This window comes from Flavobacterium sp., from assembly GCF_004295795.1.
Lineage (GTDB): Bacteria > Bacteroidota > Bacteroidia > Flavobacteriales > Flavobacteriaceae > Flavobacterium.
On the sequence record NZ_SEBR01000037.1, the window covers coordinates 1 to 22,790 of the forward strand.

General features: G+C 46.4%; 24 protein-coding genes. 9 read left to right on the forward strand and 15 right to left on the reverse strand.

The features are described 5' to 3' along the window. The first annotated feature begins 85 nt into the window (after positions 1 to 85). Positions 86 to 466, forward strand: coding sequence for a hypothetical protein (locus EOO49_RS18675; RefSeq protein ID WP_290848510.1), 381 nt, complete (start codon positions 86 to 88; stop codon positions 464 to 466). 1,397 nt (positions 467 to 1,863) lie between these two features. Here EOO49_RS18675 and EOO49_RS18680 read toward each other — a convergent pair. The 8 genes from EOO49_RS18680 to EOO49_RS18715 all read right to left on the reverse strand — a co-directional run bounded on the left by EOO49_RS18680 (position 1,864) and on the right by EOO49_RS18715 (position 9,842). Beyond that, positions 1,864 to 2,406, reverse strand: a complete 543-nt coding sequence (locus EOO49_RS18680; RefSeq protein WP_290848511.1) for a nuclear transport factor 2 family protein — start codon at positions 2,404 to 2,406, stop codon at positions 1,864 to 1,866. A 15-nt stretch (positions 2,407 to 2,421) separates the two neighbouring features. After that, complete coding sequence (locus tag EOO49_RS18685) at positions 2,422 to 3,774, reverse strand: MFS transporter (RefSeq protein WP_290848513.1); 1,353 nt, start codon at positions 3,772 to 3,774, stop codon at positions 2,422 to 2,424. Then, a complete protein-coding gene (locus EOO49_RS18690) occupies positions 3,758 to 4,702 on the reverse strand; it encodes an NAD-dependent epimerase/dehydratase family protein (RefSeq protein WP_290848515.1) in 945 nt (314 codons plus the stop codon). Before EOO49_RS18690 ends, EOO49_RS18685 begins: the two co-directional genes overlap by 17 nt. Continuing rightward, the gene (locus EOO49_RS18695; RefSeq protein WP_290848517.1) at positions 4,699 to 5,223 is read right to left on the reverse strand and encodes a nuclear transport factor 2 family protein; all 525 of its coding nucleotides are present in this window, start codon (positions 5,221 to 5,223) and stop codon (positions 4,699 to 4,701) included. The genes EOO49_RS18690 and EOO49_RS18695 overlap by 4 nt, the downstream gene beginning before the upstream one ends. An 11-nt stretch (positions 5,224 to 5,234) precedes the next feature. After that, positions 5,235 to 5,981, reverse strand: coding sequence for a hypothetical protein (locus EOO49_RS18700; protein WP_290848519.1), 747 nt, complete (start codon positions 5,979 to 5,981; stop codon positions 5,235 to 5,237). Positions 5,982 to 6,125: 144 nt separating this feature from the next. Beyond that, a complete protein-coding gene (locus tag EOO49_RS18705) occupies positions 6,126 to 8,006 on the reverse strand; it encodes a histidine kinase dimerization/phosphoacceptor domain -containing protein (RefSeq protein ID WP_290848521.1) in 1,881 nt (626 codons plus the stop codon). A gap of 3 nt (positions 8,007 to 8,009) precedes the next feature. After that, the gene (locus tag EOO49_RS18710) at positions 8,010 to 8,750 is read right to left on the reverse strand and encodes a LytTR family transcriptional regulator DNA-binding domain-containing protein (RefSeq protein WP_290848523.1); all 741 of its coding nucleotides are present in this window, start codon (positions 8,748 to 8,750) and stop codon (positions 8,010 to 8,012) included. Positions 8,751 to 8,909: 159 nt separating this feature from the next. Beyond that, positions 8,910 to 9,842: a hypothetical protein gene (locus tag EOO49_RS18715; protein ID WP_290848525.1), complete on the reverse strand. Its 933-nt coding sequence runs from the start codon at positions 9,840 to 9,842 to the stop codon at positions 8,910 to 8,912. A gap of 110 nt (positions 9,843 to 9,952) precedes the next feature. On the opposite strand from EOO49_RS18715, the gene EOO49_RS18720 reads away from it, so the two are divergent. Further along, complete coding sequence (locus EOO49_RS18720) at positions 9,953 to 12,190, forward strand: T9SS type A sorting domain-containing protein (RefSeq protein WP_290848526.1); 2,238 nt, start codon at positions 9,953 to 9,955, stop codon at positions 12,188 to 12,190. Positions 12,191 to 12,231: 41 nt separating this feature from the next. On the opposite strand, the gene EOO49_RS18725 is transcribed toward EOO49_RS18720, so the two are convergent. Further along, on the reverse strand, positions 12,232 to 12,735 hold the full coding sequence (locus EOO49_RS18725) for a DUF456 domain-containing protein (protein ID WP_290848528.1): 504 nt from the start codon (positions 12,733 to 12,735) through the stop codon (positions 12,232 to 12,234). A gap of 82 nt (positions 12,736 to 12,817) precedes the next feature. Between EOO49_RS18725 and EOO49_RS18730 the strand changes: the two genes are divergently transcribed. After that, positions 12,818 to 13,288: a hypothetical protein gene (locus EOO49_RS18730; protein ID WP_290848530.1), complete on the forward strand. Its 471-nt coding sequence runs from the start codon at positions 12,818 to 12,820 to the stop codon at positions 13,286 to 13,288. A gap of 108 nt (positions 13,289 to 13,396) precedes the next feature. Here the strand turns inward: EOO49_RS18730 and EOO49_RS18735 are convergent, their stop codons facing one another. Continuing rightward, positions 13,397 to 14,545 carry a glycosyltransferase gene (locus EOO49_RS18735; RefSeq protein WP_290848532.1) on the reverse strand — a complete coding sequence of 383 codons (1,149 nt, stop codon included), beginning with the start codon at positions 14,543 to 14,545 and terminating at the stop codon, positions 13,397 to 13,399. Beyond that, complete coding sequence (locus EOO49_RS18740) at positions 14,533 to 15,474, reverse strand: lysylphosphatidylglycerol synthase domain-containing protein (protein WP_290848534.1); 942 nt, start codon at positions 15,472 to 15,474, stop codon at positions 14,533 to 14,535. Before EOO49_RS18740 ends, EOO49_RS18735 begins: the two co-directional genes overlap by 13 nt. 18 nt (positions 15,475 to 15,492) lie before the next feature. Between EOO49_RS18740 and ruvC the strand changes: the two genes are divergently transcribed. Both ruvC and hemW read left to right on the forward strand, forming a co-directional pair. Further along, positions 15,493 to 16,044 (forward strand): crossover junction endodeoxyribonuclease RuvC, encoded by a 552-nt coding sequence (gene ruvC, locus EOO49_RS18745; protein WP_290848536.1) that lies wholly within the window; start codon positions 15,493 to 15,495, stop codon positions 16,042 to 16,044. A gap of 38 nt (positions 16,045 to 16,082) precedes the next feature. Next, positions 16,083 to 17,207, forward strand: coding sequence for a radical SAM family heme chaperone HemW (hemW, locus tag EOO49_RS18750; protein ID WP_290848538.1), 1,125 nt, complete (start codon positions 16,083 to 16,085; stop codon positions 17,205 to 17,207). Positions 17,208 to 17,311: 104 nt separating this feature from the next. Here hemW and EOO49_RS18755 read toward each other — a convergent pair whose 3' ends face one another. Together EOO49_RS18755 and EOO49_RS18760 are read right to left on the reverse strand one after the other, a co-directional pair. Then, a complete protein-coding gene (locus EOO49_RS18755; protein ID WP_290848540.1) occupies positions 17,312 to 17,506 on the reverse strand; it encodes a hypothetical protein in 195 nt (64 codons plus the stop codon). 123 nt (positions 17,507 to 17,629) lie between these two features. Next, positions 17,630 to 17,998, reverse strand: a complete 369-nt coding sequence (locus EOO49_RS18760; RefSeq protein WP_290848542.1) for a hypothetical protein — start codon at positions 17,996 to 17,998, stop codon at positions 17,630 to 17,632. Positions 17,999 to 18,094: 96 nt separating this feature from the next. Between EOO49_RS18760 and EOO49_RS18765 the strand changes: the two genes are divergently transcribed. The 3 genes from EOO49_RS18765 (at position 18,095) to EOO49_RS18775 (ending at position 20,158) form a co-directional block, all read left to right on the forward strand. Beyond that, positions 18,095 to 18,862 (forward strand): cyclase family protein, encoded by a 768-nt coding sequence (locus tag EOO49_RS18765; protein ID WP_290848544.1) that lies wholly within the window; start codon positions 18,095 to 18,097, stop codon positions 18,860 to 18,862. A gap of 84 nt (positions 18,863 to 18,946) precedes the next feature. After that, positions 18,947 to 19,318, forward strand: a complete 372-nt coding sequence (locus EOO49_RS18770; protein WP_290848545.1) for an MmcQ/YjbR family DNA-binding protein — start codon at positions 18,947 to 18,949, stop codon at positions 19,316 to 19,318. A 96-nt stretch (positions 19,319 to 19,414) separates the two neighbouring features. After that, positions 19,415 to 20,158, forward strand: a complete 744-nt coding sequence (locus tag EOO49_RS18775; protein ID WP_290848547.1) for a PH domain-containing protein — start codon at positions 19,415 to 19,417, stop codon at positions 20,156 to 20,158. Positions 20,159 to 20,214: 56 nt separating this feature from the next. Here the strand turns inward: EOO49_RS18775 and EOO49_RS18780 are convergent, their stop codons facing one another. Further along, positions 20,215 to 21,081, reverse strand: a complete 867-nt coding sequence (locus tag EOO49_RS18780; RefSeq protein WP_290848549.1) for a phosphatase PAP2 family protein — start codon at positions 21,079 to 21,081, stop codon at positions 20,215 to 20,217. Positions 21,082 to 21,168: 87 nt separating this feature from the next. Beyond that, positions 21,169 to 22,269 carry a DUF4407 domain-containing protein gene (locus EOO49_RS18785; RefSeq protein WP_290848551.1) on the reverse strand — a complete coding sequence of 367 codons (1,101 nt, stop codon included), beginning with the start codon at positions 22,267 to 22,269 and terminating at the stop codon, positions 21,169 to 21,171. Positions 22,270 to 22,560: 291 nt separating this feature from the next. Between EOO49_RS18785 and EOO49_RS18790 the strand changes: the two genes are divergently transcribed. Beyond that, positions 22,561 to 22,790, forward strand: a 230-nt coding sequence (locus EOO49_RS18790) for a hypothetical protein (RefSeq protein WP_290848553.1), incomplete at its 3' end; no start/stop codon positions are given.

Here is a 22,790-nt window from a genome sequence, read left to right on the forward strand (position 1 = left end):
CCTCGGTTTGCCTCGCCGCAAAAGTAACAAAAAGGCTCGCGGCACGACCGATTTTGGCGACCTGACAGCCTTGCAAATTCCGCAAATGAAAGAACTCGCCGGAACTTTTTCTCGAATGTGGAAACTTTTGGGTGGCTCAGACAACTTCCATTTGCGGGAATTTCCAAGACGTCAGGCGCCCGCCAAAACGCTCAAATGCCGGACTGATTGGAAAGTATCTATTGACATTTTTAACTTTGTTGAATCTTCGGGCCCGGAGATTTTTGTGAAACGACTTGCTATCTGCTCGGGCCTCGATTTCCTCCGCTGTCGCTTTGGAAAAATGTGTCTCCGAAACACCAAAATTTCCTTAATCGCAAGAATCGTTTCCATAGCGTCGTCACCGGAAACTTTTGGCGTTGAAAACCCGTGCTTCGAAACAATCAAAAAACCAGTCAAAAATTGGTGGGAAGCCGCATTTTCCTAAGACCTAACAAATCTCCGAGATTTGTTAGGTCTGGCCGAAGTTCGGGGAAAAAACCGGGATTCGGTTACAGATTTTCTGTAAAAAATGTTAAGGTTTTTGATCCGGTGTGCCGACGTAAAACACAAAACTCTCGGTCAAGGCCAAAACGATTGTGATCGTCAAAGACATAGCTATTTTTTTCCTGTGGAGAAAACCAGAAACTTCTATCTTCTAAACCCCGTGCTTTGAGACAGTCAAAGAAACAACCAAAGAGCCTGTCAAAGATTCGCGGGAAGCCGCATTTTCCTAAGACCTAACAAATCTCGGAGATTTGTTAGGTCTGGCCGAAAGTTCGGGGAAAAAACCGGGATTCGGTTACAGATTTTCCGTAGAAAATGTTAAGGTTTTTGATCTCATGGTTGTTTCGTGCAAATGTTAAAACCTGAGACGTTTGATTAACGCCAACCCATCGTTGCCGTCAAGACATAGCTTTTTTACTATGAAGACACCGAAAACTTCTATCTTCCAAAACCCGTGCTTTAAACAGCCAAAAACCAGTCGAAAATTGTGAGAAGCCGCATTTTTCTAAGACCTAACAAATCTCGAAGATTTGTTAGGTCTGGCCGAAGTTCGGGGAAAAAACCGGGATTCGGTTACAGATTTTCTGTAAAAAATGTTAATGTCTTTAATCCGAATGGATGTTTCATGCAAAAACGGAATACACGAAATTCTCAATCAAAGCCAACCGATTGTTTCCTTCAAAGACAAACCTGTTTTATCGCTACAAAGCCAAACGAGAGGTTGTCGAAACCGAAAACTTTCCTTCGGAGCCAATTTTTAGCGCCGTGAAGCAAGCTAAAAAGCAAATGAACACTTCCAATTAGTCCGCGGCCTAAGCACAAAACGCGGGCGCCTGACGTCTTGAAATTTGGAAAAAAAGAGGCGTCAACGGTACAGCATATTGTTCGCCTCTTTTACTCCGCAAGCTCCGTCAGTTCGCGTTGCTCCGGTCCGAATTTTTGGGGCTGTCTGGTCGCGTTTTTGGTTCAGCCGCAAGGCCTTTTTGCTACTTTTGCGGCTAGGCAAACCGAGGAACGAGGTTCACTGACCCGAGCGTAGCGAACTGGCGAAGCAATTCTTTGAAAAACAATAAAAATCAATGAAGTAAAAGAACTCCCCGCTGGACAGGCGACGAACGAAATTTAAAGCAAATGACGGCGCAGCCTGCAAAAAAAAAATAGAGCATACAAAAGCGCAGCTGTAGAAAAACACGACGGCGCAGCCGTCAACAGATGCACGGCAGCGCAGCTGTCGCGACGAGTATGAAATTATTTCATTGAAAAATAAATTTCCTTAAAAAAAGGCCTGCCAGACCGCCCATCCCGACAAGCCAAATCGAACGAAGTCCGAAATTAAAACTATTGCATAGCCGAAATCAACAACCAATCATCGTTTTTCAAAGCCCAAGTATGATTGACCTTCAGCGAAGTTGTTTTGGTGATTTTACCTGACGATTTTATTCGGAACAAATCAACTTCATAAAAAACGACCGCGACATTTCCCGAAACCGTTTCCGATCTTCTGGAAAGTTTGTAATCAAAGTTCCCAAAAGCATCTGGTTTGAGCTTGTCGACCCAATTTGCGACGTGCGCTTTATCCGCGAAAGCGATGTTGGAGAAATGACCTTGGAAATCCTCGTCCAGCAGGCGCAAAAACGGCTTGATGTCGTTGGCTTTCGCCGACTTCCAGAACAATTGCTCGTTTTGCCACAAAACTTCTTTATCCGACAGTTTTTTATTTTCATCCGTTGCTTCTGAATCTGCAAGGAACGCCGCATCGCAGCCTCTAAAGTGATGGCGTAATTTCGTGATCGGCAGTTCGGTTTCGAGCGCGATCGCGTCGTTTTGGGAATACAGATTTCCGAGGACAAGAAAAATCGGCAGTAAAAACAAATGTCGCATAATTGGAAATTTAGGTTAGAGTATGGCAGGAACTTCGAGGATTTCGGTTTCCTCTTTTTCCCATTGGGAAATTCTTGAAACCTGTTTTTTGATGCTCAGGAATTGCAGGACGAAAGCAGTCAAAAGCAAAATGCCCGCGAAAACCAGCATCGTCGTTTGCCAACTTAAGTGCGTTCGAACCAATCCGACGATTGACGCGCCCGCAATCCGACCCAAATTCGACAATGTCATAAAAATCGTGAACTGGCTCGCCGAGACTTTTTTCCAGCAACATTGCATCGCCGTAGCAAAAATCCCGATTACCGAAAACACATAAAAAATCTGGATTGCGATCATGAAGCCGCAAATGAACAGTCGGTTTTGCCAGAAATTTTCGAGCAGCGCAAAAGTGCCGATCGTCACCAAAAGCAAGAGGATGTAAATGTTGAGCATCTTGATTTTCCCGAATCTGTCGATCAGGATTCCGCCAAAGAGCATTCCGCCGAGACCGCCAATCAATGCCGCCGTCGCGTAGAAATTTGAGTATTCCTGATCGCTCCAACCCAAATGTTGTACGGTGAAAATGGGCAGCAAAGTGTCGAGATAGTTAAACGCAGCTTGAAAGCAAAATGCTACCGCGGCGAGAATCAGGCTGTTTTTGAGGCTGAAAACGCGGTAAAGCGACTTGAAGATCACGCTCCAATTGTCGGGTTGCGTCGCTTTGTTTTCCTCGGACGCGTCTCCGTGCGTCCAAGGCAGGATTTTTTCGCCCGGACGTTCGCGTAAAAACAAAGGTGCAAGCATGATCAAACCGACCGAAACCGCCAGCGTGAGAATCGCAACCTTGAATCCATAAGCGTTTATGAGATAACTTCCCAAAGCGAGCGAAGCCGAATTCCCGGCGATTTTCGATCCCCACATAAGTCCGTTGGCTCGCGCTTGCTGTTTTTCGGGGATTACATCAATGGCCATCCCGTCTGTGGCGACGTCTTGCATCGCGCCAAAACATCCGACGAAAAAAACGCCTATCATCAAAGAATCGAGATTTTGCAATGGATTAGGAACAAAAGCCAAAGCCAACAAACTCAAGATCAGTCCGGTTTGCCCGAATAAAACCCACGGTCTTTTTCTTCCCATCGGCAAAAATGCGAATCTGTCCATCATTGGCGCGACGATGGCCTTGAAACTCCACGGAAGTCCGAAAGCGACCGCAAATGACGCGATTTCTCCGGCCGATTTCCCGTTCATCGCAAGCCAGGCGGGAATTCCGAATAATACCATGCCTTCCGGGATTCCCTGGGAAATGTAAAGCGCGACGAAGTTGAGGTAACGCAGTGAAGTGTTTTCCGATAAAGCCGGAATGCCGCTTGTTCTAGTGATGGCTTCCATGTCCAAAATGCAGTGTTTGCGTGATGTCTCCGAATTCGAGATCGAGATCGCGTTTGGCCAGGTCGTTCTTGTAAATGATGCGTCCGTTGGTTTTTGGCCTTTGTCCGTTCAGCAACAGCGACAAATCGGAAACGGAAAAACTCGAATGGCTCAAAAGATAATTGCGGCCGTGCAAGCCTTTCGTGGTTGCGGCTTTGAAAATCGCTTTTGCAACATCGGCCACATCGACTACTGCGAATTCCACGTCGTTATCGTACAACATTTGTACGAAAGGGTTCGGCGCGATTTTGTTTCGGAACAAGAACTGCAATCTCGTCGAGGTCGAATCTTCGCGTCCGGACATTGAGTTCCCTACGACGAGAACTGGCGAAACGCTGGTTATTTCAACATTGCTGTCGGGATTTTCCAGCGTGAATTTTTGAACCGTTTGGTTCGCGAGGAATTTGGCCTGTCCGTACGGATGGCTTTCGGAGCTTGTGAATTTATCCGATTCATCGTAAGTTTCGTCGGGGTTTTTGCCCTTTGCCGGTATCGGAAAATTGTCGTTTATGGCCGCGACCGAAGCCACGACCACGACTTTTGCCACAGACGGCATTTGGGAAATCACCTCGAGGAAATTCTCGGTTCCTTTCACCGTCGGATCGAACAGTTCCGTTTTCGGGTCTTTCACATCGAGCTGGAATGGCGTTCCCGAATGGATCACGATGTCGCAATCCTGAACAAAATCGCGCAACGCTTGTTTGTTCTCGACATTGAGTTCGGCGATGTGAAGCTTGTCGGAATGGTCCAGGATCATCAGGTGCTGATATTTGTCCTCGTTCGAGATATCGGTCGAAGAAACCCTGACCTCGAAGCCATTGTCCAAAAAAATTTTGGTAACGTGACTGCCGATGAATCCAGATCCGCCAATGATCCCGACCTTTTTCATGGCTTTTGGACTTCGGTTTTCACTTGCTCGGCAATCGCTGTTTTTCCGGCTTCGGCCAAATCGAGCGCGAGTTTTGACGTATCCCAATATCCGAATTCACGAACGATTTTTCCTTCAAAGAAACGCGCGGTGAGCATCATCGGCATTTCGTAGACTTTACCCGTCGATTTTAGCGTGCCTCGCCAAATTCCCCAATAATTCACCCAGGTTTCGCCTTTGTCGGTCCTGACCATTTCGTATTCGGCCTCTTTTTTGTCAAGTTCCCACGTCGAGAACATTTTCTCGTCGTCTTTGTTCGTAGCGATAAGTTGGTCGATCGTTTGGGCGTCTTTTTTGAGCACGTTGTTCTGGATTTTGGCCGTATCGGAATAAAAACTTTTGAGGCTTTCCCAATCGCGGTTCTCATAAGCCGCATTCGCCTTTTTGTAAGCGTCGATCTCGGGCGACGTTTGCGTATAACGCACTTCTTGGTTGCACGAAGCCAATGCGATGGCCAAGGCAAAAAATTTCAGGTTTTTCATGTCATCTTGCTTTATTTTTTGGACGAATAACCCAATTGCGGTTTGGCCCAGGCCGAATGCGTCTCGTATCTGTTTACGTTGGACATCAGGTCGGCAAACGTCTTTTCGCCTTCGTCTCCCAACAATTTCTCGTTCTCGTCGCTTTGTTTTATGTATGTCGATTCGTCTTTCGTCCACACCACGGCGCAATAGAATTCTTCGGCACAACCAAAACCGCTGTGGTAAATCTCGAAGTATTCTTTGGCGTTCTTTTTCGTGTAAAGTTCTTTGAGCGCCTTGATTTTCTTGGCAACCGTTTCGTCTTGGTCGGCTTTGACGTAGAGATAATGGAATTTGGCGTAGTTGTCGTCCCTACTTGGTTTATCGCTTACATAGCTCAAATCTTTCACGTAAGTCACGATGTAGCTGTTGTGGCTGTCGTAGCATTTGTCGAAACGGCCCATAAGTTCGCCGAATTTGTCTTTTCCGATTTTGTCCACGATAGGCTGGAAAGGGTTTTTGTCAAGTGCGGCCATGTTCGCGATCGGTTCGACCCAACGGCAAGTTCCGTCGTCCATTCGTACGACATCGTAGCGTCCTTGTACGTCATACTTTTTGCAGAGTTCGGCCAATTCTTTGGCGACTTTGTCGAATTCCTGATGCTTTCCAGGTTTCACGTGGTCGTCGTGCACCCACAACGTCTGGTTTTGTGCAGATGCCGATTTTGGAACAAAAAGTCCGAAAACGAGCAACGTTAAAATAAGTTTCAAGGTTTTCATAATGTGTCGATTTAGTGGTTAACAATCGTGAAATCGGTTTGATTTCTGATGCTAAGTAATTGACAAACAATATGAAAAGGAAGTGGTTTTGGACGAAGCACCGCTAGTTTTGTCCGAAGATGAGGTTTTAGTTATCCGAGGCGATCACGCGGCCATTTTCGTCTTGAACCGGAACGAAGTCTGGGTGCCGTTTTCGGAGTTTTCGTGCATCACGCCATTGAGTTGAATCGTGAGCAATTGCACGAGTTGTGTGCCGAAACCTGTTCCTTTTGAGATGGCTCCAAGCGCTTTTCCGACGCCGTCGTCCGAAACGACCAAAACGAGTTCTCTGAGATTGTCCTTGGTCAAACTGATGTTGATTTTGCCCTCGGAATTGTCCGGAAATGCATATTTGAGCGAATTCGTCAAAAGCTCGTTCACGATCAGCCCGATTGGTACGGCCGTGTCTATGTCAAGTTCGAGGTTTTCCATCGCGAATTCGATCTCGATTCGGTCTTCGGCATTGAAACTGTCGAGAATGCCTTCGCTCAGGTTCGCGAAATAATCCTTCATTTCGATGCTGCCCAAATTCGTGCCTTGATACAATTTCTGGTGGATGATTCCCATAGATTGCACGCGGTTTTGGCTTTCGATCATGGCTTCTTTCGTAGCCGAATCCTCGATGTGCGCCGACTGCAAGGCGATCAGGCTTTTCACGAGCTCGAGATTGTTCTTCACGCGGTGGTGGATTTCCTTCATGAGCAGTTCGTTCTCGGCATTTTTCGCTTCGAGAAGTTTGTTCGAAATTGTTCTGGCGCGGTAACTTCGATATCCGAAAACCAAAAAGCCGAGCAACAAAATGACAAATCCGCCAACAAGCCAATTGACAAGCCTTTGGTTCGAGAGTTGTTCGTGTTGCGCGGCAATCGTCGCTTCTTTTTTTTCCGATTGGTATTTGGTAAGCATTTCGCTCATCGCCTTATCACTTTCGATTTTGGAGATACTGTCGCGAATCTTAAGTGTTTTTCTTTGGAATTCGAGCGCTTTCGGATAGTTTCCGAGTTTTTCGTAAACCTTGCTCGTGTTCGAATAATTCTCGGTCAAATTCTGCAAATCACCTGATTTTTCCGAAATCTCCAGCGTTTTGAGATGGTATTCGAGCGCTTTCGGATAGTTCCCGAGCAACATATTGATTTCTCCCAGGTTGGCCGAAACTGTTCCCAAACCGTTCGTGTAACCAGATTCCTGCGCAAACTTCAACGCCGTTTCGTAATGTGCGACCGCGGCTTTGTAGCGTTTGAGTTTTTTGTTCGCATTCCCGACGCTGTTGTGTAGATCGACCATCGTGGCAGCATGCATGTTTAGTTTTTTGCCGAGTTCGAGCGCCTTGGTGAAATGGTCGAAAGTTTCCACGAACCGATTCACATGGATCGTCGCGTCTCCGGCCGCTATGTGGGCATACATGAGTTCTGTCTCGAGGTTGTTGGCTTTGGTGAAGGCTATGTTTTTTTCGGCTTGAGCCAACGCTTCGCCATATCGTTCCTGAAAACCAAGATCGTGCGAAATCCTGTTGTTCGCACCCGCGATTCCGGCTTTGTCGCCCAATTCTTCCATGAGTTTGAGCGCTTTGAGATCGCACTGCATCGCCGCCTTGAGATCGCCTCTTTTCTTCAAAACCCAGGCAATCTTGAAATTCGTCGTCGCCATGCCTTTTTTGTCGCCGATCGCCGTATAACCCTTGAGCGCTTGGTCGAAGTACAATCGCGCCGAATCGAGCTCAAGACTGTTGGCGAAATTGCGTCCATGCATTTCCTGGAATTTCGGCATCCAACTTTTGTCTTTGGCTTTCGCCGACAAATACACGCCTTTTTGCGTCGAGAGGATCGCATCCGGAAGGTCGGAAATCTCGTTTATTCGATCCAGCAATTCCAGTTTGCTTTCGGTAGTTTTCGCTTTGGAGAACAAATTCTGAAGACTGTCGATTTTTGAATCCTGCGCCCAAAAACAAATCGGAAACAAAACAAAAAGCGCGTAAAAGTTCTTCATGGATCAAATGGTTTGCAGGCGTTTCAGCAATTCGTCCTTCAAGGGTTTGCTCACCGGAATCGCTTTTCGGGCAATCACGACGTGAGTCAGGGCAACTTCGTCGATCTGGGAAATGTTCACGATAAAGGATCGATGAATCCTGATGAAATGCCGGCTCGGAAGTTTCTCGTCGAGATCTTTCAAAGTCATCACAAGCAAGTGCTTTTTTTCCTTGGAATGGATGCGGCAATAATTGCGTTCGGCTTCGATGTAAAGGATTTCCTTGATGTCGAGCCGAATCATCTTGTCGTGGTGCCGAATAAAAATACAGTCGCTCAAAACCAGCGTTTCCTGGTGGTTCACGATTGGAACGGGAACCGATTTATGACGTGAAATCTGGTTTGCGACCAATTCGATCGTGCGCTGCAAGTCGAGCTTTTTGTAAGGTTTGGACAGGAATGCGTAAGGATTTGTGCGTTTGGCGCGTTCAAAATTCGGTTCGTCTGAGTTTGCCGTGAGATAGACGATCGCAATGTCGAATTCCTTTTGCATTTCGTGCGCCAGGTCGATGCCGTCCATGTCGCTTTTGAGGTTGATGTCGAGCAAGACGATATCGGGTTGGCGTTGTCTGATGTTGGCGAGCGCTTCTTCGGGTCTGGGAATGATGCCCGCGACTTCATAACCCATTTCGGTCAGTTGAAGCGACAGGTTTGCGGCGATTATCATCTCATCTTCCACAATCAAAATATGTACAGCTTCGGCCATGCGAATAAAGTTTAGTACCGAACCAAACTGGTTTTGCCGATAAATTAAAATCCGATTGTTTGTTTTGGGGAATTTTTGACAAAACGAAAAGTCAGTGTCAAAAAATAAAGATACTAAAATATTGAAGTCAAATGCTTTATGCCGATAAAATCTGTGGCTTCAATACTCGTGTCTGTGAATTGTCCCAACGCGTTTTCCGGCTCCGTTCTCAATCCTTCCGCCCGAGGCGATGTACAGATAATTGTAGTCTTTGTCTGCCAACATCAATCTATAACCTCGTTTGTTCGATTCGGACAGACTTCCCACAAGGTAAAGCGAATCCTGGTCGACATTGATGAGTTGGCCTTTGTCGGTGATGTAATAAATGCCGTTCGCGTCGGCGGCAAAGGTCACGTCGAATGCGATTTTTCTTTCATCGAGCATCGGTTTTTCGGTTTCCCGACGCACCAAAACCGGTTTTTGCACATTTTGTCTTTGTTGCGGATTTTGTTTCGCAACCGAATTTTGTCCGCTGGCCTGATTCCATCCGATGGCAATCGCCGACAATCGCCGGGCTTTCGCCGGATGCGTGTGACTGCCGCGTTCGGAAGCCGCCGTGGCCATCGCTGCTTGTGCTTCGCTCAAGGTCGCGCCCATTTTGTTCAGTACGAAACCTGAGAATTCATCGGCTTCGAGTTCTGTGTCGGGACGGCTTCCGTCGCTGTCGAGCGTGTGTCCGTTGAGGTGATGTCCAATCTCGTGCGCCAGAATCGAAATTCCGGCCCAATACGTTCCCGAAGCGTCGTTTATTTCGTCCATGAATTCGGCATTGTACAGGATGAAACGCTTGGAATCGAGTACGACAGCGGCCGCATTCGGGACATTTGCCTCGCGGATCTCGAAATTCGGGCGCAATCCGATGACAGAAATGATTCCGTTGATGACTTTTTTGGCATGCTCGCTGGCCGGATACATCTTGATTTCACGGTTGAGATGTTCGCCGTAATAGCTGCAAGGCTCGTAGTCGGCCGCTTTTCCGCCTTGAGCGTTTGCCGAAAATCCGAAAAGGAGAAAGACGAGAAAAGTAGGGAAAAAGAATGCGATTGATTTCATGTGCATTTAGTTGGGTTCAATCAAAACTGAATTTTGTCGGTTTTTAGTATTTGGAAGCGCGATATTATGTCATCACGAAATTGTCATATATTCGTGCCAAACAACCATTTATGAAACAAACTTTACTTTTTCTTGTCTTTTTTATCGGATATTTTATGGGGAATTCCCAATGTACGGCTCCAACCGCGCTCACGGTCAGTGCCGTCACCGAAACTTCGGCCACTTTTGCCTGGACAGCAACCGGAACGGCCACGAGTTGGGAAGTCATTGCGCTGAGTATGGGAAGTCCGGCTCCATCCAATACCACAAACGGAATCGTTTCCAACACGACCACTTTCACCTACACCAATCTGGAATGTGGCTATCCTTATGTTTTGTACGTGAGAAGCGTTTGTGGATCTGGCGAAAACAGCACGTGGGCAGGCCCGATGAATTTTGACACGATGGGTTGTGGCAGCTCGTGTTTTCCGCCGACCGAAGTGCACATCCAACAACAAACCAGCAATTCCACGACCGTGATGGCCTATCCGACGTCTTCTCCTGAAGTCGAGTTTTTGCTTCGGTTGTCGTTTGCGCCACCACCGACTCCAAACGATGCGCCCACTGCTTCTTCGAGTACTTTTCCGTTCACGATGCCGTTGGCCGAATGTTCCAACGTCAGCCTTTGGTATCGCAACGCCTGCTCGTCTTTGATTATGTGGGAAGGCCCGATTGCGCTCCGTCCGATCAATATGGCGGCACAATTGAACCCGATTTACGGATGCGTTGACAGCGATGTCGCTTTGTTCGATTATTCTGATTTGGTGCCGCAATTGCCTGCGGGCGACATCCAGATCTATTCGTCTCTTTTGAACCTCATAAATTCTTCTGCGACTGGAGTTTACGGCACCGACTATACTTTTGCGCTTCCCTTGCAATATGGCACACAAACGCATTATGCCGTCGTGAACCTTTCCGGATGCGACACGGTTTATCCGTTCCAGATCATTGTTGGCGATGGTTGCGAAGGTTTCAGGCTGGAGTCCTTTCTCGACGAGAATTCAAACGGTACGAAAGATGCGGGCGAAGTCAATTTTCCTGTCGGACATTTCAATTATTCGGTGAACGATGGCGAGGCACTTTACGGATATTCGCAAACCGGGACGTATTTCGTGTACGAGGAAAATCCGGCGAACAGTTATGATTTTTCGTACAACATCGACGCGGCTTACCAATCGGATTATTCGGTTTTACAGACTTATACTGACGTTTCGAACACTGACGGCATCACGGTTTTGTATTTTCCGGTAACGGCGAACAGCGCTTTTGCCGACGCATCGGTGAATTTGGTCGCGCTCGCGAATCCCATGCCTGGTTTTACGGTTTCAGAAAGGATCGAAATCACGAATAAAGGTTCGGTGACGATCGCGTCCGGCGTTTTGACTTATGTGAAAGATGCCGCGATTGCGTCGGTTACTGTTCCGAATCAATCCGTAACAACGACTCCGACCGGTTTCACGATGTCTTTCGCGAATCTGCTTCCGTTCGAAACCAGAGCTTTCGATGTCGTTTACACCGTCCCAACGATTCCGACAGTGACACTCGGACAGCAATTGCATGCTTCGGCCTCGATTTCGGTCGCTGCCGATGCGGTTTCGGCCAACAATCAATCGGTCTTGAACCAGACGATAATCGGTTCTTATGATCCGAACGACAAAATGGAAGCCCACGGACCGCAAATCGTCCACAGCACTTTTTCGGCCAATGATTATCTGTACTACACCATCAGGTTCGAGAATACGGGAACGGCCGCGGCTCACGACATCAGGATCGAGGATGTTCTCGACAGCCAACTGAATCAAAATTCCGTAGAATTGCTTTCTTCGAGCGCTCATTGCACTTTGACGCGAAACGGGAACGGATTGGTTTTCAATTTCCCCAATGTGATGCTTGCGCCATCGGTCGAAGGCACGCAAATAGGGCATGGTTACGTGCAATTCCGCGTCAAGCCGAATGCAGGTTTTCAAACGAATGACGTGATCCCGAACCAGGCCGAAATCTATTTCGATTTCAATCCGGCAATCGTAACCAACGAGTGGACGACGACTTTCGTGACGCAATTGCAGGTTGACGAGTCGCAAATCGTCAGCGCATCAGTTTATCCGAATCCTGTGAACGATATTGTTTTTATCCAGTTGACGAATGGAAACGTGAAATCGGCGAAGGTTTATGATGTCTCCGGAAAAATTGTCGGCGAAAGCCAATTCTCGAATCAAATCGATTTGAGTGAAGCCCAATCAGGACTTTATCTTCTTGATATCGTGACGGATTCGAATCTCAAATTCACGAGAAAAATAGTAAAGAAATAAAGCTTGACAGAAAAATGAAACCGGTCGATTGGCCGGTTTTTTTATGAGGTGAATTTCTCGAGATTGTCGAAAAATACGTAAATGTACAAGCCGAGAAGCATCATGCAGAACACGAATTTCACGAATGTCGAAGCCAGAAAGCCCAAGAGCGAACCTGTCGCGGCTTTCAACGCGCGTTTGTGATCCTTGGAATTGTAGATAAGTTCGCCAACGAGCGCGCCAACAAATGGCCCAATGATGAATCCGCCAGGAATTGGTGCGAAAATCCCGACGATCAGACCGATGTTCGTGCCCCAGATTCCGTAACTGCTTCCGCCAAAGCGTTTCGTGCCTTGTCCCGGAATTACGTAATCGAGTATAGAGATGACGATCGTGAATGCCAAAGTGATTCCCAAAATCCAGTAATTTTCGGGGACGGCTTTCGTGAGATACAGACAAAGCAATCCCAGCCAGCCAAGCGGCGGACCGGGCAAAACGGGCAAAAAGCTGCCCAAAATTCCGAGAATCGCCAAAGTAAATCCGAGAATGGCCAAAGCGACGTCCATAGAAACTTTTTTTTGCTACTTTTGAGAGATTTCCTTAAAGATACTGCACAATTTGAGCCGTCCGCAAACCCTTAACCAAAAATTGGCGCTGATTTTTCTCGCGGCTGCGCTAGTGGCTTCCTGTCAGTATTTCGATAAACCAGTGCCGGATAAAGATGAACTTCTTGGTAAAGAGCTCGATGCCATCAACTGGAAAGAGGTCGATGTCTTTCCGTCTGTGGCGGCTTGCGACTCAGTTCAGGATCGCGTGATGCAACGCCAGTGTTTTCTCGACTTTCTTGTGTCGACGATCCAGGAAAAACTCAATGCCGATACGGTAAACGTGAACTATCCGGACTTGGACACGATCGAAGTGAAAGTCACGATTTTCCCGGATTCACATGTGGAATTCGAGCCGAAATTAACCGATAGCCTCGTTTACGGAAAAGCCAAAATCGACAGCATCCTGCAATTGCGACTCGCCGATTTTCCGAAAGTGAAACCTGCCTTGAAACGCGATATTCCCGTAAAAACACAGTTCGTTTTGCCTGTTGTTCTGGATGTGAAAAAGTAAATTTTCAGATTTGTTCTTGGAGGTGGCGACGCGTAGCGAGCCAAGTAAGCAGCGCAGCGATAAGCGGCGGCAGCCGCGTTCCGTTCAAAATAGATTTAGTAACCAGAATCAGGCTCGGCTAACCGATGTCGAAAACTTTCGGCCTTTCCAGGTGAACTTGCCGAAAATCGCCCAAAAGCAAACCAAAACGACAAAAAACGGATAGAAAACCGAAGAAAATATCGGGAAAAGAAACTTTGATTGGCCAAAGAACCTGTTCGCCGTCGAAAGCATTGTCCAATCGAAAACGAGTTTTAGCAAAAATAGTCCGACAGGAAATCTCCAATCGAAAAAATCGGTCATTGTCAGAATTACCGATGCGACTAAAAATAAATTGGCCAGAGACGTCGTAAAAGCCAAATTGTCGGCGAATTCCAAATTGTAAGCTTTTGCCTTCGAAGCCCAACGGACGCGCTGGTTCAGCAATTCCATCCAGGTTTTTGTGGGAGCAGTTTTCACGATCGCCTGAGCCGATTTCAGGTAATCGACCTTGTCCGGAAATTGCGCGACAGCTTTCTGCAAAAGGAAAACGTCGTCTCCGCTCGCGAGTTTGTCCACGCCGCCAAAACCGCCGATTTCGCGGAACAGATTTTTACTGTAAACGAAATTCGCGCCATTACACATAAAAGCTTTTCCGAGGCCGAAACTTCCAACCGTCACGCCTTGCAAACTCAGGAAATCCAAGCGTTGAAAATGATGCAGGAACGATTTTTTCCCGCCGTAAATTACCGGTGCGGCGATCATTTCGCTATTCGTTTCGAGGATGAAATCGTTGAAAGTTGCGAACCAGTTTTCTGGAACTTCACAGTCAGCGTCGGTTGTGACGACGAAATCACCTTTGACTATCGGAATCGCTCGCGAAATCGCGTCTTTTTTGGGCGAACCCGAAATTCGGATGTTGTCGATCATGGTCGTGGCGAAACTCCCGTTGGCCAAACGCCACTTGTTCACGACGTTTTCTGAGAAATCTTCCGAGGCATCGTTTATGAAAATCAACTCAAAAAGTTCCTTCGGATAATCGATTTTCTCAAACGACGAAAGCAAAATCGGCAAATTCTTTTCCTCTGTGCGAAAAGGAATCACGACCGAAAAAGTCGTTTTGGGCTGCGAATTCGTGCGAACGAAGCGTTTCACCTTTGAAAAACCCGAAACCAGGGCGAGAATAAATCCGCCGTAAATCAAGATGTAGACGGCGAAAAGAACTGCTATTGCGACCATTTCGATTTGAATTTCAATACATAATAACTGCCGATGCTCACGGGCAAAACTACATTTAAAAACCACATCAGCGTCGAAATGAAAACGGTAATCCATTCGTTCACGCCAAGCAATCCGAAGAAATAAACGGCAACTCCGCCTTTTACGGCAAAGTCGAGAAACTGGAAAGTTGGCAGTGAAGACGCTAGAAAATACGTGCTTGTGATCGCCGCCATCAAGATCGGATAAGGCAAATCGACGCCGAACATCCGAAACAACACGAAATATTGGTGTGAGAAAATCGAGTAGCGACAAATGGCCAAAAGCACGTTTTTCGTGTGGATTTTCTTCGGAAGCGCATTGATCTTATGGATGAGTTTTTCAACCGAAATTCCTTTGACGGTAAATTTTCGGAAGAAAAAAGAAACCAAAAGCACCAAACAGACGATCCCAAAAATGATAAAAACCGATTTTGCTGTGATCACGTGAAAATAAACGTTGAAATACAAAAGCCCGAAAACGCCGAGAAGCACGCTCAAAACCATTTGGATTCCGTTGCAGACCAAATTCAGGAACACGATTTTTTTGGCGTCGGATTTTGCGAAATACAAGGTTTTTGCCGCATATTCGCCAATTCCGTTTGGCGTGAAAAGTCCCGCTGTCAGCGCTGCGAGCACTTGTTTTGTCGCTTCAGGCAACGAAATCTGCCGAATCGTCGAAGCCAGATTCTGCCATTTCAGGATCTCGAGAAACCTGTTGGCAAACGAGAGCATCAAAACCAATGCTATCGATGGCCAAGTCCAACTTTGCAGTTTTTGCAGGAATTGTTGCCAGTCGAGTTTGTCGTTGTTGGCGAGCGAATTCCAGATGTAATAAAACGCACCGACCAACACCAAAACTTTGGCAAGGGCAATCCAATATTGTTTAGCTTTGCTTCCTGAGGCAACCATGCCGCAAAGAAACGAAAATTGGCCAACGAAAGCATCATATTGGGAATCGATCCGGGAACGACGATCATGGGTTTCGGACTTATCAAAGTCGTAGGAAAAACCATGAGTTTTTTACAGCTCAACGAATTGATCCTTTCGAAATACGACGATCATTACACGAAACTCAAAGTGATTTTCGAACGCACGATCGAACTTATAGATACACATCATCCCGATGAAATCGCGATCGAGGCACCGTTTTTCGGGAAGAACGTCCAATCGATGCTCAAACTCGGACGTGCCCAAGGTGTCGCGATGGCCGCCGGTTTGTCACGCCAAATCCCAATTACCGAATACGAACCCAAGAAAATCAAGATGGCTATTACCGGAAATGGAAATGCCAGCAAGGAACAAGTCGCCAAAATGCTGCAACAGCTTTTAGGTTTAAAGGAACTTCCGAAAAATCTCGATTCTACCGATGGTTTGGCCGCGGCGGTCTGTCATTTTTTCAACTCCGGAAAAGTCGTCGCGGGCAAGAATTATTCGGGTTGGGACGCTTTCGTAAAACAGAATTCCGATAGAGTAAAATAACGCAAGAGCTGCAACTGCTTCTGCCACTGCAACTGAATATGTCCGGCATATACATCCACATTCCGTTCTGCAAACAGGCTTGCCATTACTGCGATTTCCACTTTTCTACGAACTTCAAAAAAAAGGACGAAATGGTGGCGGCTTTGGCGCGCGAAATTGTTTTGAGAAAGGACGAATTCGGAAGCGAGAAAGTCGATACGATCTACTTTGGAGGCGGAACTCCGAGTGTTTTGTCGACCGATGAACTCAATTTCCTGATCGATTCGGTTTACACTAATTTCGATGTGTCGAATGCGCCCGAAATCACGTTGGAAGCCAATCCGGACGATTTGTCCGACGAAAAAATCCAGCGACTTTCGGCCTCAAAAATCAACCGGCTCAGCATCGGAATCCAGTCGTTTTTCGACGAAGATTTACAAATGATGAACCGCGCACACAATTCCGCGGAAGCGAAAAAGTCGTTATCAGAAGCCCGAAAACACTTCGAAAACATCACGATCGACCTGATCTACGGCATTCCCGGAATGGACGAAACCAAATGGAAAACCAACATTGAAACGGCGCTTTCGTTCGATATTCCGCACGTTTCGGCTTACGCCTTGACGGTCGAACCCAAAACGGCGTTGAAGAAATTGATCGCTGAAGGAAAAGTCGCCGCGCCAAAAGACGAACTTGCCGAAAGTCACTTCCGGATTCTCGCCGAAACCTTGCAGAATTACGGCTTTATCCATTACGAACTCTCGAATTTCGGAAAACCCGGATTTTTCTCGCGTAACAATTCCGGATATTGGCTCGGCAAAAAATACCTCGGAATCGGCCCGTCGGCACACAGTTTTGACGGAAAGTCGAGAAGTTGGAATATCGCCAACAACAGTTTGTACCTAAAAGGAATTTCGTCCGGCGAACTGCCAGGCGAGACCGAAATCCTTTCGCCAAAGGATCGCTACAACGAATATATCATGACGGGTTTGCGCACGATTTGGGGCGTTTCTGTCGAGAAAGTCGAACGCGATTTCGGGCTTGACTTTAAGGAATATCTGCTTTCAGGAGCCGCTGTTTTTTTGTCGGAAGGTTTGCTTTCGCTCGACGAAAACGTTTTGAAAGCCACCGCAAAAGGGAAATTTTTGACTGACGGAATCGCTTCTGATCTATTTAGAGTCTGATTGTAGATTTTTGGATCTGAAAATTCGTGCATTCGTGGCCTAAAATGGCGAAAATATCAGCCACGAATTCACGAATCGGTAGTGTGTGGAATTTAAATTTGAGGCTAGTTCATCGAAAACTCGGCCGCAACTTTCTTTAAAAACAAATTGCGATATTGAGGCGCCTTGAATTTCCAATGTAAAATAAAGTGTTCATTCGTAGAACGCATCTCGAGTTTTCCGAGCATCTGTTTGCCCATCACGACAACCTTGCCCAAATGACTTTCCTGCGCTCTCGCTATTGTAATCGTAGTTTCCATGTCCATAATTTTCGGATACAAAGAGACACAAATAAACGAAGCCGTTTCTTACACGATTTTATGTGAAAGTTATTTGATGATTAGGTTTGATGTCGATGCGAAGCCTTTATTGACGCGGGATTGTTACAGTCTGATATAAGCCGAAGTGCCGTTGTTTCCGTTGAAAATCAGATTAAAAGCGCCCGAAACCAAAGCGTCCAAAATGTCGGCGGCGCCGTTTGGATTGAAAGAATCGATTTTCGCGCTCCTATACATATTGTCGATTTGCAGTTGCGCGTTTGCCGAAGCCGAATTCGACGCCAGAAAACCGTTTAAGGATTGATTGTACGCGAAAAAGTTCGTCTTCGGATTGGAAAAACTCGGGTCGATCGAAAAGTTCGGCGCGCTGAAATAATTGGTTGTACCAAAAATCGGAGGCGGATTGAATTTTACGGTAGCATTTTGGGCGAAAGCTGTCGAAGCGAATAAAATGGTGAGAATGAGCGATTTCATAAGCGATGATTGTGACTTAAAGGTAAGGAATTTCTTGTTTCGGATGTTTTCGGATTCGCGCGCGATTGTAATATCTTTGAAAAACAACAATTCGTCATGATCGCAAACATCCGCCACGACGGCAAAAGCTTCGAAGTTGATTTGGCAAAGCCGATCGATATTTCGATTCCGCTTTCAGATTCCGAACAAAATCCGATTGCTTGGTACATCGACAAACCCAAGATCGAGCCGGTGGTTTTTGGCGATTGGATCGGAAAAGTTTCAGAAGGAAAATCTTCGACGAACTTCAATACAATTTTCTTCAATCCGCACGGACACGGCACACACACAGAATGTCTTGGGCATATCACGCGGGATTTCTACAGCTTGAACGAACATTTGAAGACGTTTTTTTTCGCAGCCGAAGTCGTGTCGGTGACGCCGGAAAGTGATGGCGACGATTTTGTCATCCGAAGAAATCAGATCGAAAGTGCGTTGAACGGAAAAACGCCTGAAGCGATCGTAATCCGCACGTTTCCAAATGCATCGGAAAAACGCTCGAGAAAGTATTCGAACACGAATTGGCCGTATTTGCTTGAAGAATCGGCTTTGTATCTGAAAGAGATCGGCGTAAAACATTTACTTATCGATTTGCCGAGTGTCGATAAAGAACACGATGAAGGTAAATTGCTTGCGCACAAAGCGTTCTGGAATGTGTCTGATGTGAACAATCTCAATGATGATGCGCGATTGGATTGCACGATTACCGAAATGGTTTATGTTTCCGACGAAATTTCCGACGCAAGTTATCTGCTGAATTTGCAGATCACCTCATTTGAAAACGATGCATCGCCCTCAAAACCGATTCTTTATGCTATAAAATGATTGGTGGATTTTAGGGTTTCGGACCATCAGAATAGTTCCGACAATCTGCAAATCCGACAATCCAATAATCCAAAATCGACAAAAATGAACATCCAACAATTCTACGATTTCTGCCTCGCCAAAAAAGGTGTCGAAGAAACTTTTCCATTTGACGAAGACACTTTGGTGATGAAAGTAGGCGGAAAAATGTTCGCATTGAGTTCGCTCAAGGAATGGGAAAACGGGCGTCCGGGCGTGAATTTGAAGTGCGATCCCGAGCGTTCACAGGAGTTGCGGGCAGAGTATGACGCAATAAATCCGGGTTATCACATGAGCAAAGTGCATTGGAATACGATTTCGATCAATGGCGATGTGTCTGACAAATTGCTCAAGGAACTCATCAATCATTCGTATGACCTTGTTTTTGGGAGTTTGACTAAAAAATTGCAAAAGGAAATTTCAGAGTCAGCCGATTAGGTTATTTTTGCAACGGTTGCCGACTATATCGAATCCGGAAAGAAAACGTGGCAAAATAATTGCGATGGCGCGCTAACAAAACCTCGAAAATCTAAAATGAAAGAACAAATAAAATCGTTCCTCAACGAAGAACAAGACCCGAAAGCGGTAGAAAAAATCACCTCGAAACTCAACGATCTGCTAATGAGAAACGAGGAAATCGGATACATTGGCGTACAGAAAAAACCAGTGACGGTTTTCCCGGACAGCATCGTTTTGACCAACAAGCGGATTATTATGTGCAAGCCCAAAAATCTTGGTCTGTCCATGGATTTCACCGATTATTCTTGGGAAGACGTTTCGGGAACTTTCGTGAAAGAGAACATTTTGGGTTCGGAATTCTCGTTTTCGACAAAAACCGACATTCAGGTTTCAATCGACTATATTCCGAAAACGCAAGCGCGTAAAATCTACACTTTCGCCAAAGAACAATTGGAATTATTGAAAGAAGGAAGCACTTCTCAACCTGCGCCGGCAGCGACTTTTACGCAAGCTGAACCGATCTCGACACCAATCGCCGAAGAACCGATTTTCGAAATCGAAGAACCGGAAGTGGAAGAAATCGAAACCGAAGAAGTCACGAATTTCGCCGAGTTGATGCCAGTTCAACCGCAAATCTCTACCGAGGCGCCTCAAATCGAAGAAACACCGGCTGCGAAATCGGGAGAAAAAGCATTGGGCGACTTGTCGAAAGACGAACTTTTCGAAAAACTCCAGAATTACAAGCGTTTGCTTGACAACGGATTGATCCTGCAAGGTGAATACGACAATCTGAAAAAGGAAATCTTGCCGTTTTTGTAGCATCGGGCAGGCAAAAATTTGGGAAAGGATGGATGAAAATCTGTCCTTTTTTGTTTCTAGAAGGTTCCGACCATTCCGACGGTATTTTTCGTAAAATTCAAATTCCACGAAATTTTCTTCTTCGCCAGATAACGATCGTAGTGACGCTCGCGGTTCATATACTTGTCGATGCTTTCTACGGTAAGGACGCTGATTATCACGCCGACGCCGATGTCTGAAGCCCAATGCGCGCCGTCCCACATTCTCGAAACGGGCGTAATCATTCCCAAAGCCCAAATGCCGGTTTTGACCCAAGGATTCTGGAACTGCTTAGAGATCGCGTAAGCCGTCGTAAAGGACAAAATCGTGTGACCCGATGGAAAAGAGTGCATTCCAGGTTCGGGTGAAAACGGTTTGAACGAAGCCGAACCTTTGCCGGTTCCGGGTCTGGCGCGTCCTACGGCATTTTTGAGAAAAGTCTGGATCAATCCTCCGGCGGTCGCCGAACTGATCAGTAAAACTCCGGTTTTCCTCACTTTTTGATTGCGTGACAGAAGTCCGAAGGCGTAAATTCCGGTTGTGATTCCGTAGTTGTAAAGCGGTTTTCCGAAGTAGAATGCGCCTTCTTTCAAAAATCCGGGCGCTTGTTTGCCCTGATCCAGAAAATATTCGCCAATTTCCTCGTCACCAAGCCATAACATCGCCGTCGAAGCGGTAAGACAACCCGCCGTCGCCCAATCTTCTTTTCCCCATTTCGCCGGCGCCGCGTAGGTGTGAAGCACGCTTTTGTAGATCGTCGCGCCGTCATATTTGAGGTCGTCCCAAATCGAGGCGTGATTGGGCGATGGCAAACTGTCTACCGAAGCAACGATCAAAGTGTCTTGCGCAAAACACGGCAAAGCACACAAAAGCATAAGGACAAGCAACTTCAAACGGTATTTCATAGCGAAGTGTTAAGGCCTAAAAATAAAAAATTTCTTAAAGCGGAATCGGTGTCCCGCCTTAAGAAATACTTTGATTTTATTTCGGACTTAAAGTGTCTGCTTCTGCTTTTCGATAAAGCGCTCCGATTGCAATTCCATAAGCGTTTTGACGCCCATTCGCTGACGGTTGAAAATCTCGCGGTCGTCGGCAATATCGCCGTACACTTTCTCGCTCATGCCGTTTGTCGTCCTAAGCAAGAGCTCACGCTGATAGACGTCTTGGGAAATCGTGGTTTTGAGAGCTGTTTCGAGATCTTGTAGTTTGAAATCGTATTCGCCTTTCGGAGACAGCAATTTCGCAATGATAGGTGAAGTCTCAATTGCCAAAAACAGCAACATAATAAAGAACGAAGGCAGCCACGGCAATGAATTCAAGGCGTTGATTCGGGCCATCAAACCGTCGAAACCATCGATTACGGGTTGCGTTTCGGATACTTTTTTGTCAAGATCGGTCTGAAGTTTCTTGTTCTGGGATTCCAAGTCCAGAATTTTGGCGTCATTCTGCTTTTTCAGCGTCTCAAACTCCGAGCGCGCCAAATCGTGTTTCGCGATTTTCTCCTTGTAAACCGGGCCTTTTCCTAGTTTCATCGTGCCTTTTGTTCCTTCGGCCTCGGTAATATAGGTCGCATACAAGGCGTTGACTTCTTTCTCTTTTTTGGCAGTTTCCGATTTCAAACTGTCGATTTGCGTCTTGTTCTTGTCGAGATCGGTCTTGAAATAATTCGAGACTTCCTTTTTGTTGTTGAGTGCCATCGCGTTCTTTTCCTTGAGCAAAACCGTGTTGATTTCCTTCTCGAAAATCTTGATTTCAAGCGGTTTCGAAATCACGATTGCGATGATTACCGCCAACACGATTCGAGGCGTCGCCTGAAGAAACTCAGCCGAAAAACTGTCGCGTTTCCGGATTGTCGAAACAATAAAACGGTCGAGGTTGAAGATGAGAAGTCCCCAAATGAAACCAAAGAAAACCGCGGCATAGACATTGTCGAAAACCGTGTACAGCGCGTAAGAACCTGCGATAAAGGCCATGGCAGCCGTGAAGAAAACCGTGGCGCCTATGCCCACGAATTTGGTCTGTTCGCCTTCCGAACAAGTGTCGAGCAGCTTTTTGTCAGCTCCCGAGCAGGTGATGAAAAAGTCTTTTAACATGATGATTTTTTGATTATGATGATTTGCTTACAAATGTAACGCCAAAAATTTTCAGTTGTTGTTAAAGGGTTGTTTTTGAGTGTTTTTTTTGAGCTTTTTGCTTGCGCCAGTTCGCTTTTTAGAAGCTCGGGTCCGGCTGACCTGGCACTAGCTTTTTTGCAAAAACCGGTTTTTCTAGAGGTTGCAACGAGCTTCCTTTGGTCGCAGTTGCAACCTAAGAAAAATTCGGTTTTTTCTGCAAAAGGCTGGTTGCCCGCATCCGGGCTAGGGATTTGGTCTTAATCGCAATTGTTGTTCTCGGAATTACTTTCTGTGTTCACGGAGCCAATCTCGCTCTCGAAATCCTTATTAAACAAGCTTCGCTTGTTTTGGTGTTTTTTTTTCGGCGGCTGCGCCACCGTTGGCTTTGAATTTCTTTCGTCGCCTGCGCGGCGGGCGGTTCTTTTGTCTGGCAACAAAAGAACCAAAAATGCCTTGCGGCTACACCGTTTTGGCGACCTGACAGCCTTGCAAATTCCGCA

Bases quoted from the DNA above. Each gene is read 5' to 3' on its own strand.
- EOO49_RS18740 (WP_290848534.1), bottom strand. From the start codon at position 15,474: ATGGTTGCCTCAGGAAGCAAAGCTAAACAATATTGGATTGCCCTTGCC.
- EOO49_RS18705 (WP_290848521.1), bottom strand. From the start codon at position 8,006: ATGAAGAACTTTTACGCGCTTTTTGTTTTGTTTCCGATTTGTTTTTGG.
- EOO49_RS18770 (WP_290848545.1), top strand. From the start codon at position 18,947: ATGAACATCCAACAATTCTACGATTTCTGCCTCGCCAAAAAAGGTGTC.
- EOO49_RS18755 (WP_290848540.1), bottom strand. From the start codon at position 17,506: ATGGAAACTACGATTACAATAGCGAGAGCGCAGGAAAGTCATTTGGGC.
- EOO49_RS18685 (WP_290848513.1), bottom strand. From the start codon at position 3,774: ATGGAAGCCATCACTAGAACAAGCGGCATTCCGGCTTTATCGGAAAAC.
- EOO49_RS18700 (WP_290848519.1), bottom strand. From the start codon at position 5,981: ATGAAAACCTTGAAACTTATTTTAACGTTGCTCGTTTTCGGACTTTTT.
- EOO49_RS18690 (WP_290848515.1), bottom strand. From the start codon at position 4,702: ATGAAAAAGGTCGGGATCATTGGCGGATCTGGATTCATCGGCAGTCAC.
- EOO49_RS18725 (WP_290848528.1), bottom strand. From the start codon at position 12,735: ATGGACGTCGCTTTGGCCATTCTCGGATTTACTTTGGCGATTCTCGGA.
- EOO49_RS18765 (WP_290848544.1), top strand. From the start codon at position 18,095: ATGATCGCAAACATCCGCCACGACGGCAAAAGCTTCGAAGTTGATTTG.
- EOO49_RS18710 (WP_290848523.1), bottom strand. From the start codon at position 8,750: ATGGCCGAAGCTGTACATATTTTGATTGTGGAAGATGAGATGATAATC.
- hemW (WP_290848538.1), top strand. From the start codon at position 16,083: ATGTCCGGCATATACATCCACATTCCGTTCTGCAAACAGGCTTGCCAT.
- EOO49_RS18695 (WP_290848517.1), bottom strand. From the start codon at position 5,223: ATGAAAAACCTGAAATTTTTTGCCTTGGCCATCGCATTGGCTTCGTGC.
- EOO49_RS18720 (WP_290848526.1), top strand. From the start codon at position 9,953: ATGAAACAAACTTTACTTTTTCTTGTCTTTTTTATCGGATATTTTATG.
- EOO49_RS18760 (WP_290848542.1), bottom strand. From the start codon at position 17,998: ATGAAATCGCTCATTCTCACCATTTTATTCGCTTCGACAGCTTTCGCC.
- EOO49_RS18735 (WP_290848532.1), bottom strand. From the start codon at position 14,545: ATGGTCGCAATAGCAGTTCTTTTCGCCGTCTACATCTTGATTTACGGC.
- EOO49_RS18785 (WP_290848551.1), bottom strand. From the start codon at position 22,269: ATGTTAAAAGACTTTTTCATCACCTGCTCGGGAGCTGACAAAAAGCTG.
- EOO49_RS18780 (WP_290848549.1), bottom strand. From the start codon at position 21,081: ATGAAATACCGTTTGAAGTTGCTTGTCCTTATGCTTTTGTGTGCTTTG.
- EOO49_RS18775 (WP_290848547.1), top strand. From the start codon at position 19,415: ATGAAAGAACAAATAAAATCGTTCCTCAACGAAGAACAAGACCCGAAA.
- EOO49_RS18680 (WP_290848511.1), bottom strand. From the start codon at position 2,406: ATGCGACATTTGTTTTTACTGCCGATTTTTCTTGTCCTCGGAAATCTG.
- EOO49_RS18675 (WP_290848510.1), top strand. From the start codon at position 86: ATGAAAGAACTCGCCGGAACTTTTTCTCGAATGTGGAAACTTTTGGGT.
- EOO49_RS18715 (WP_290848525.1), bottom strand. From the start codon at position 9,842: ATGAAATCAATCGCATTCTTTTTCCCTACTTTTCTCGTCTTTCTCCTT.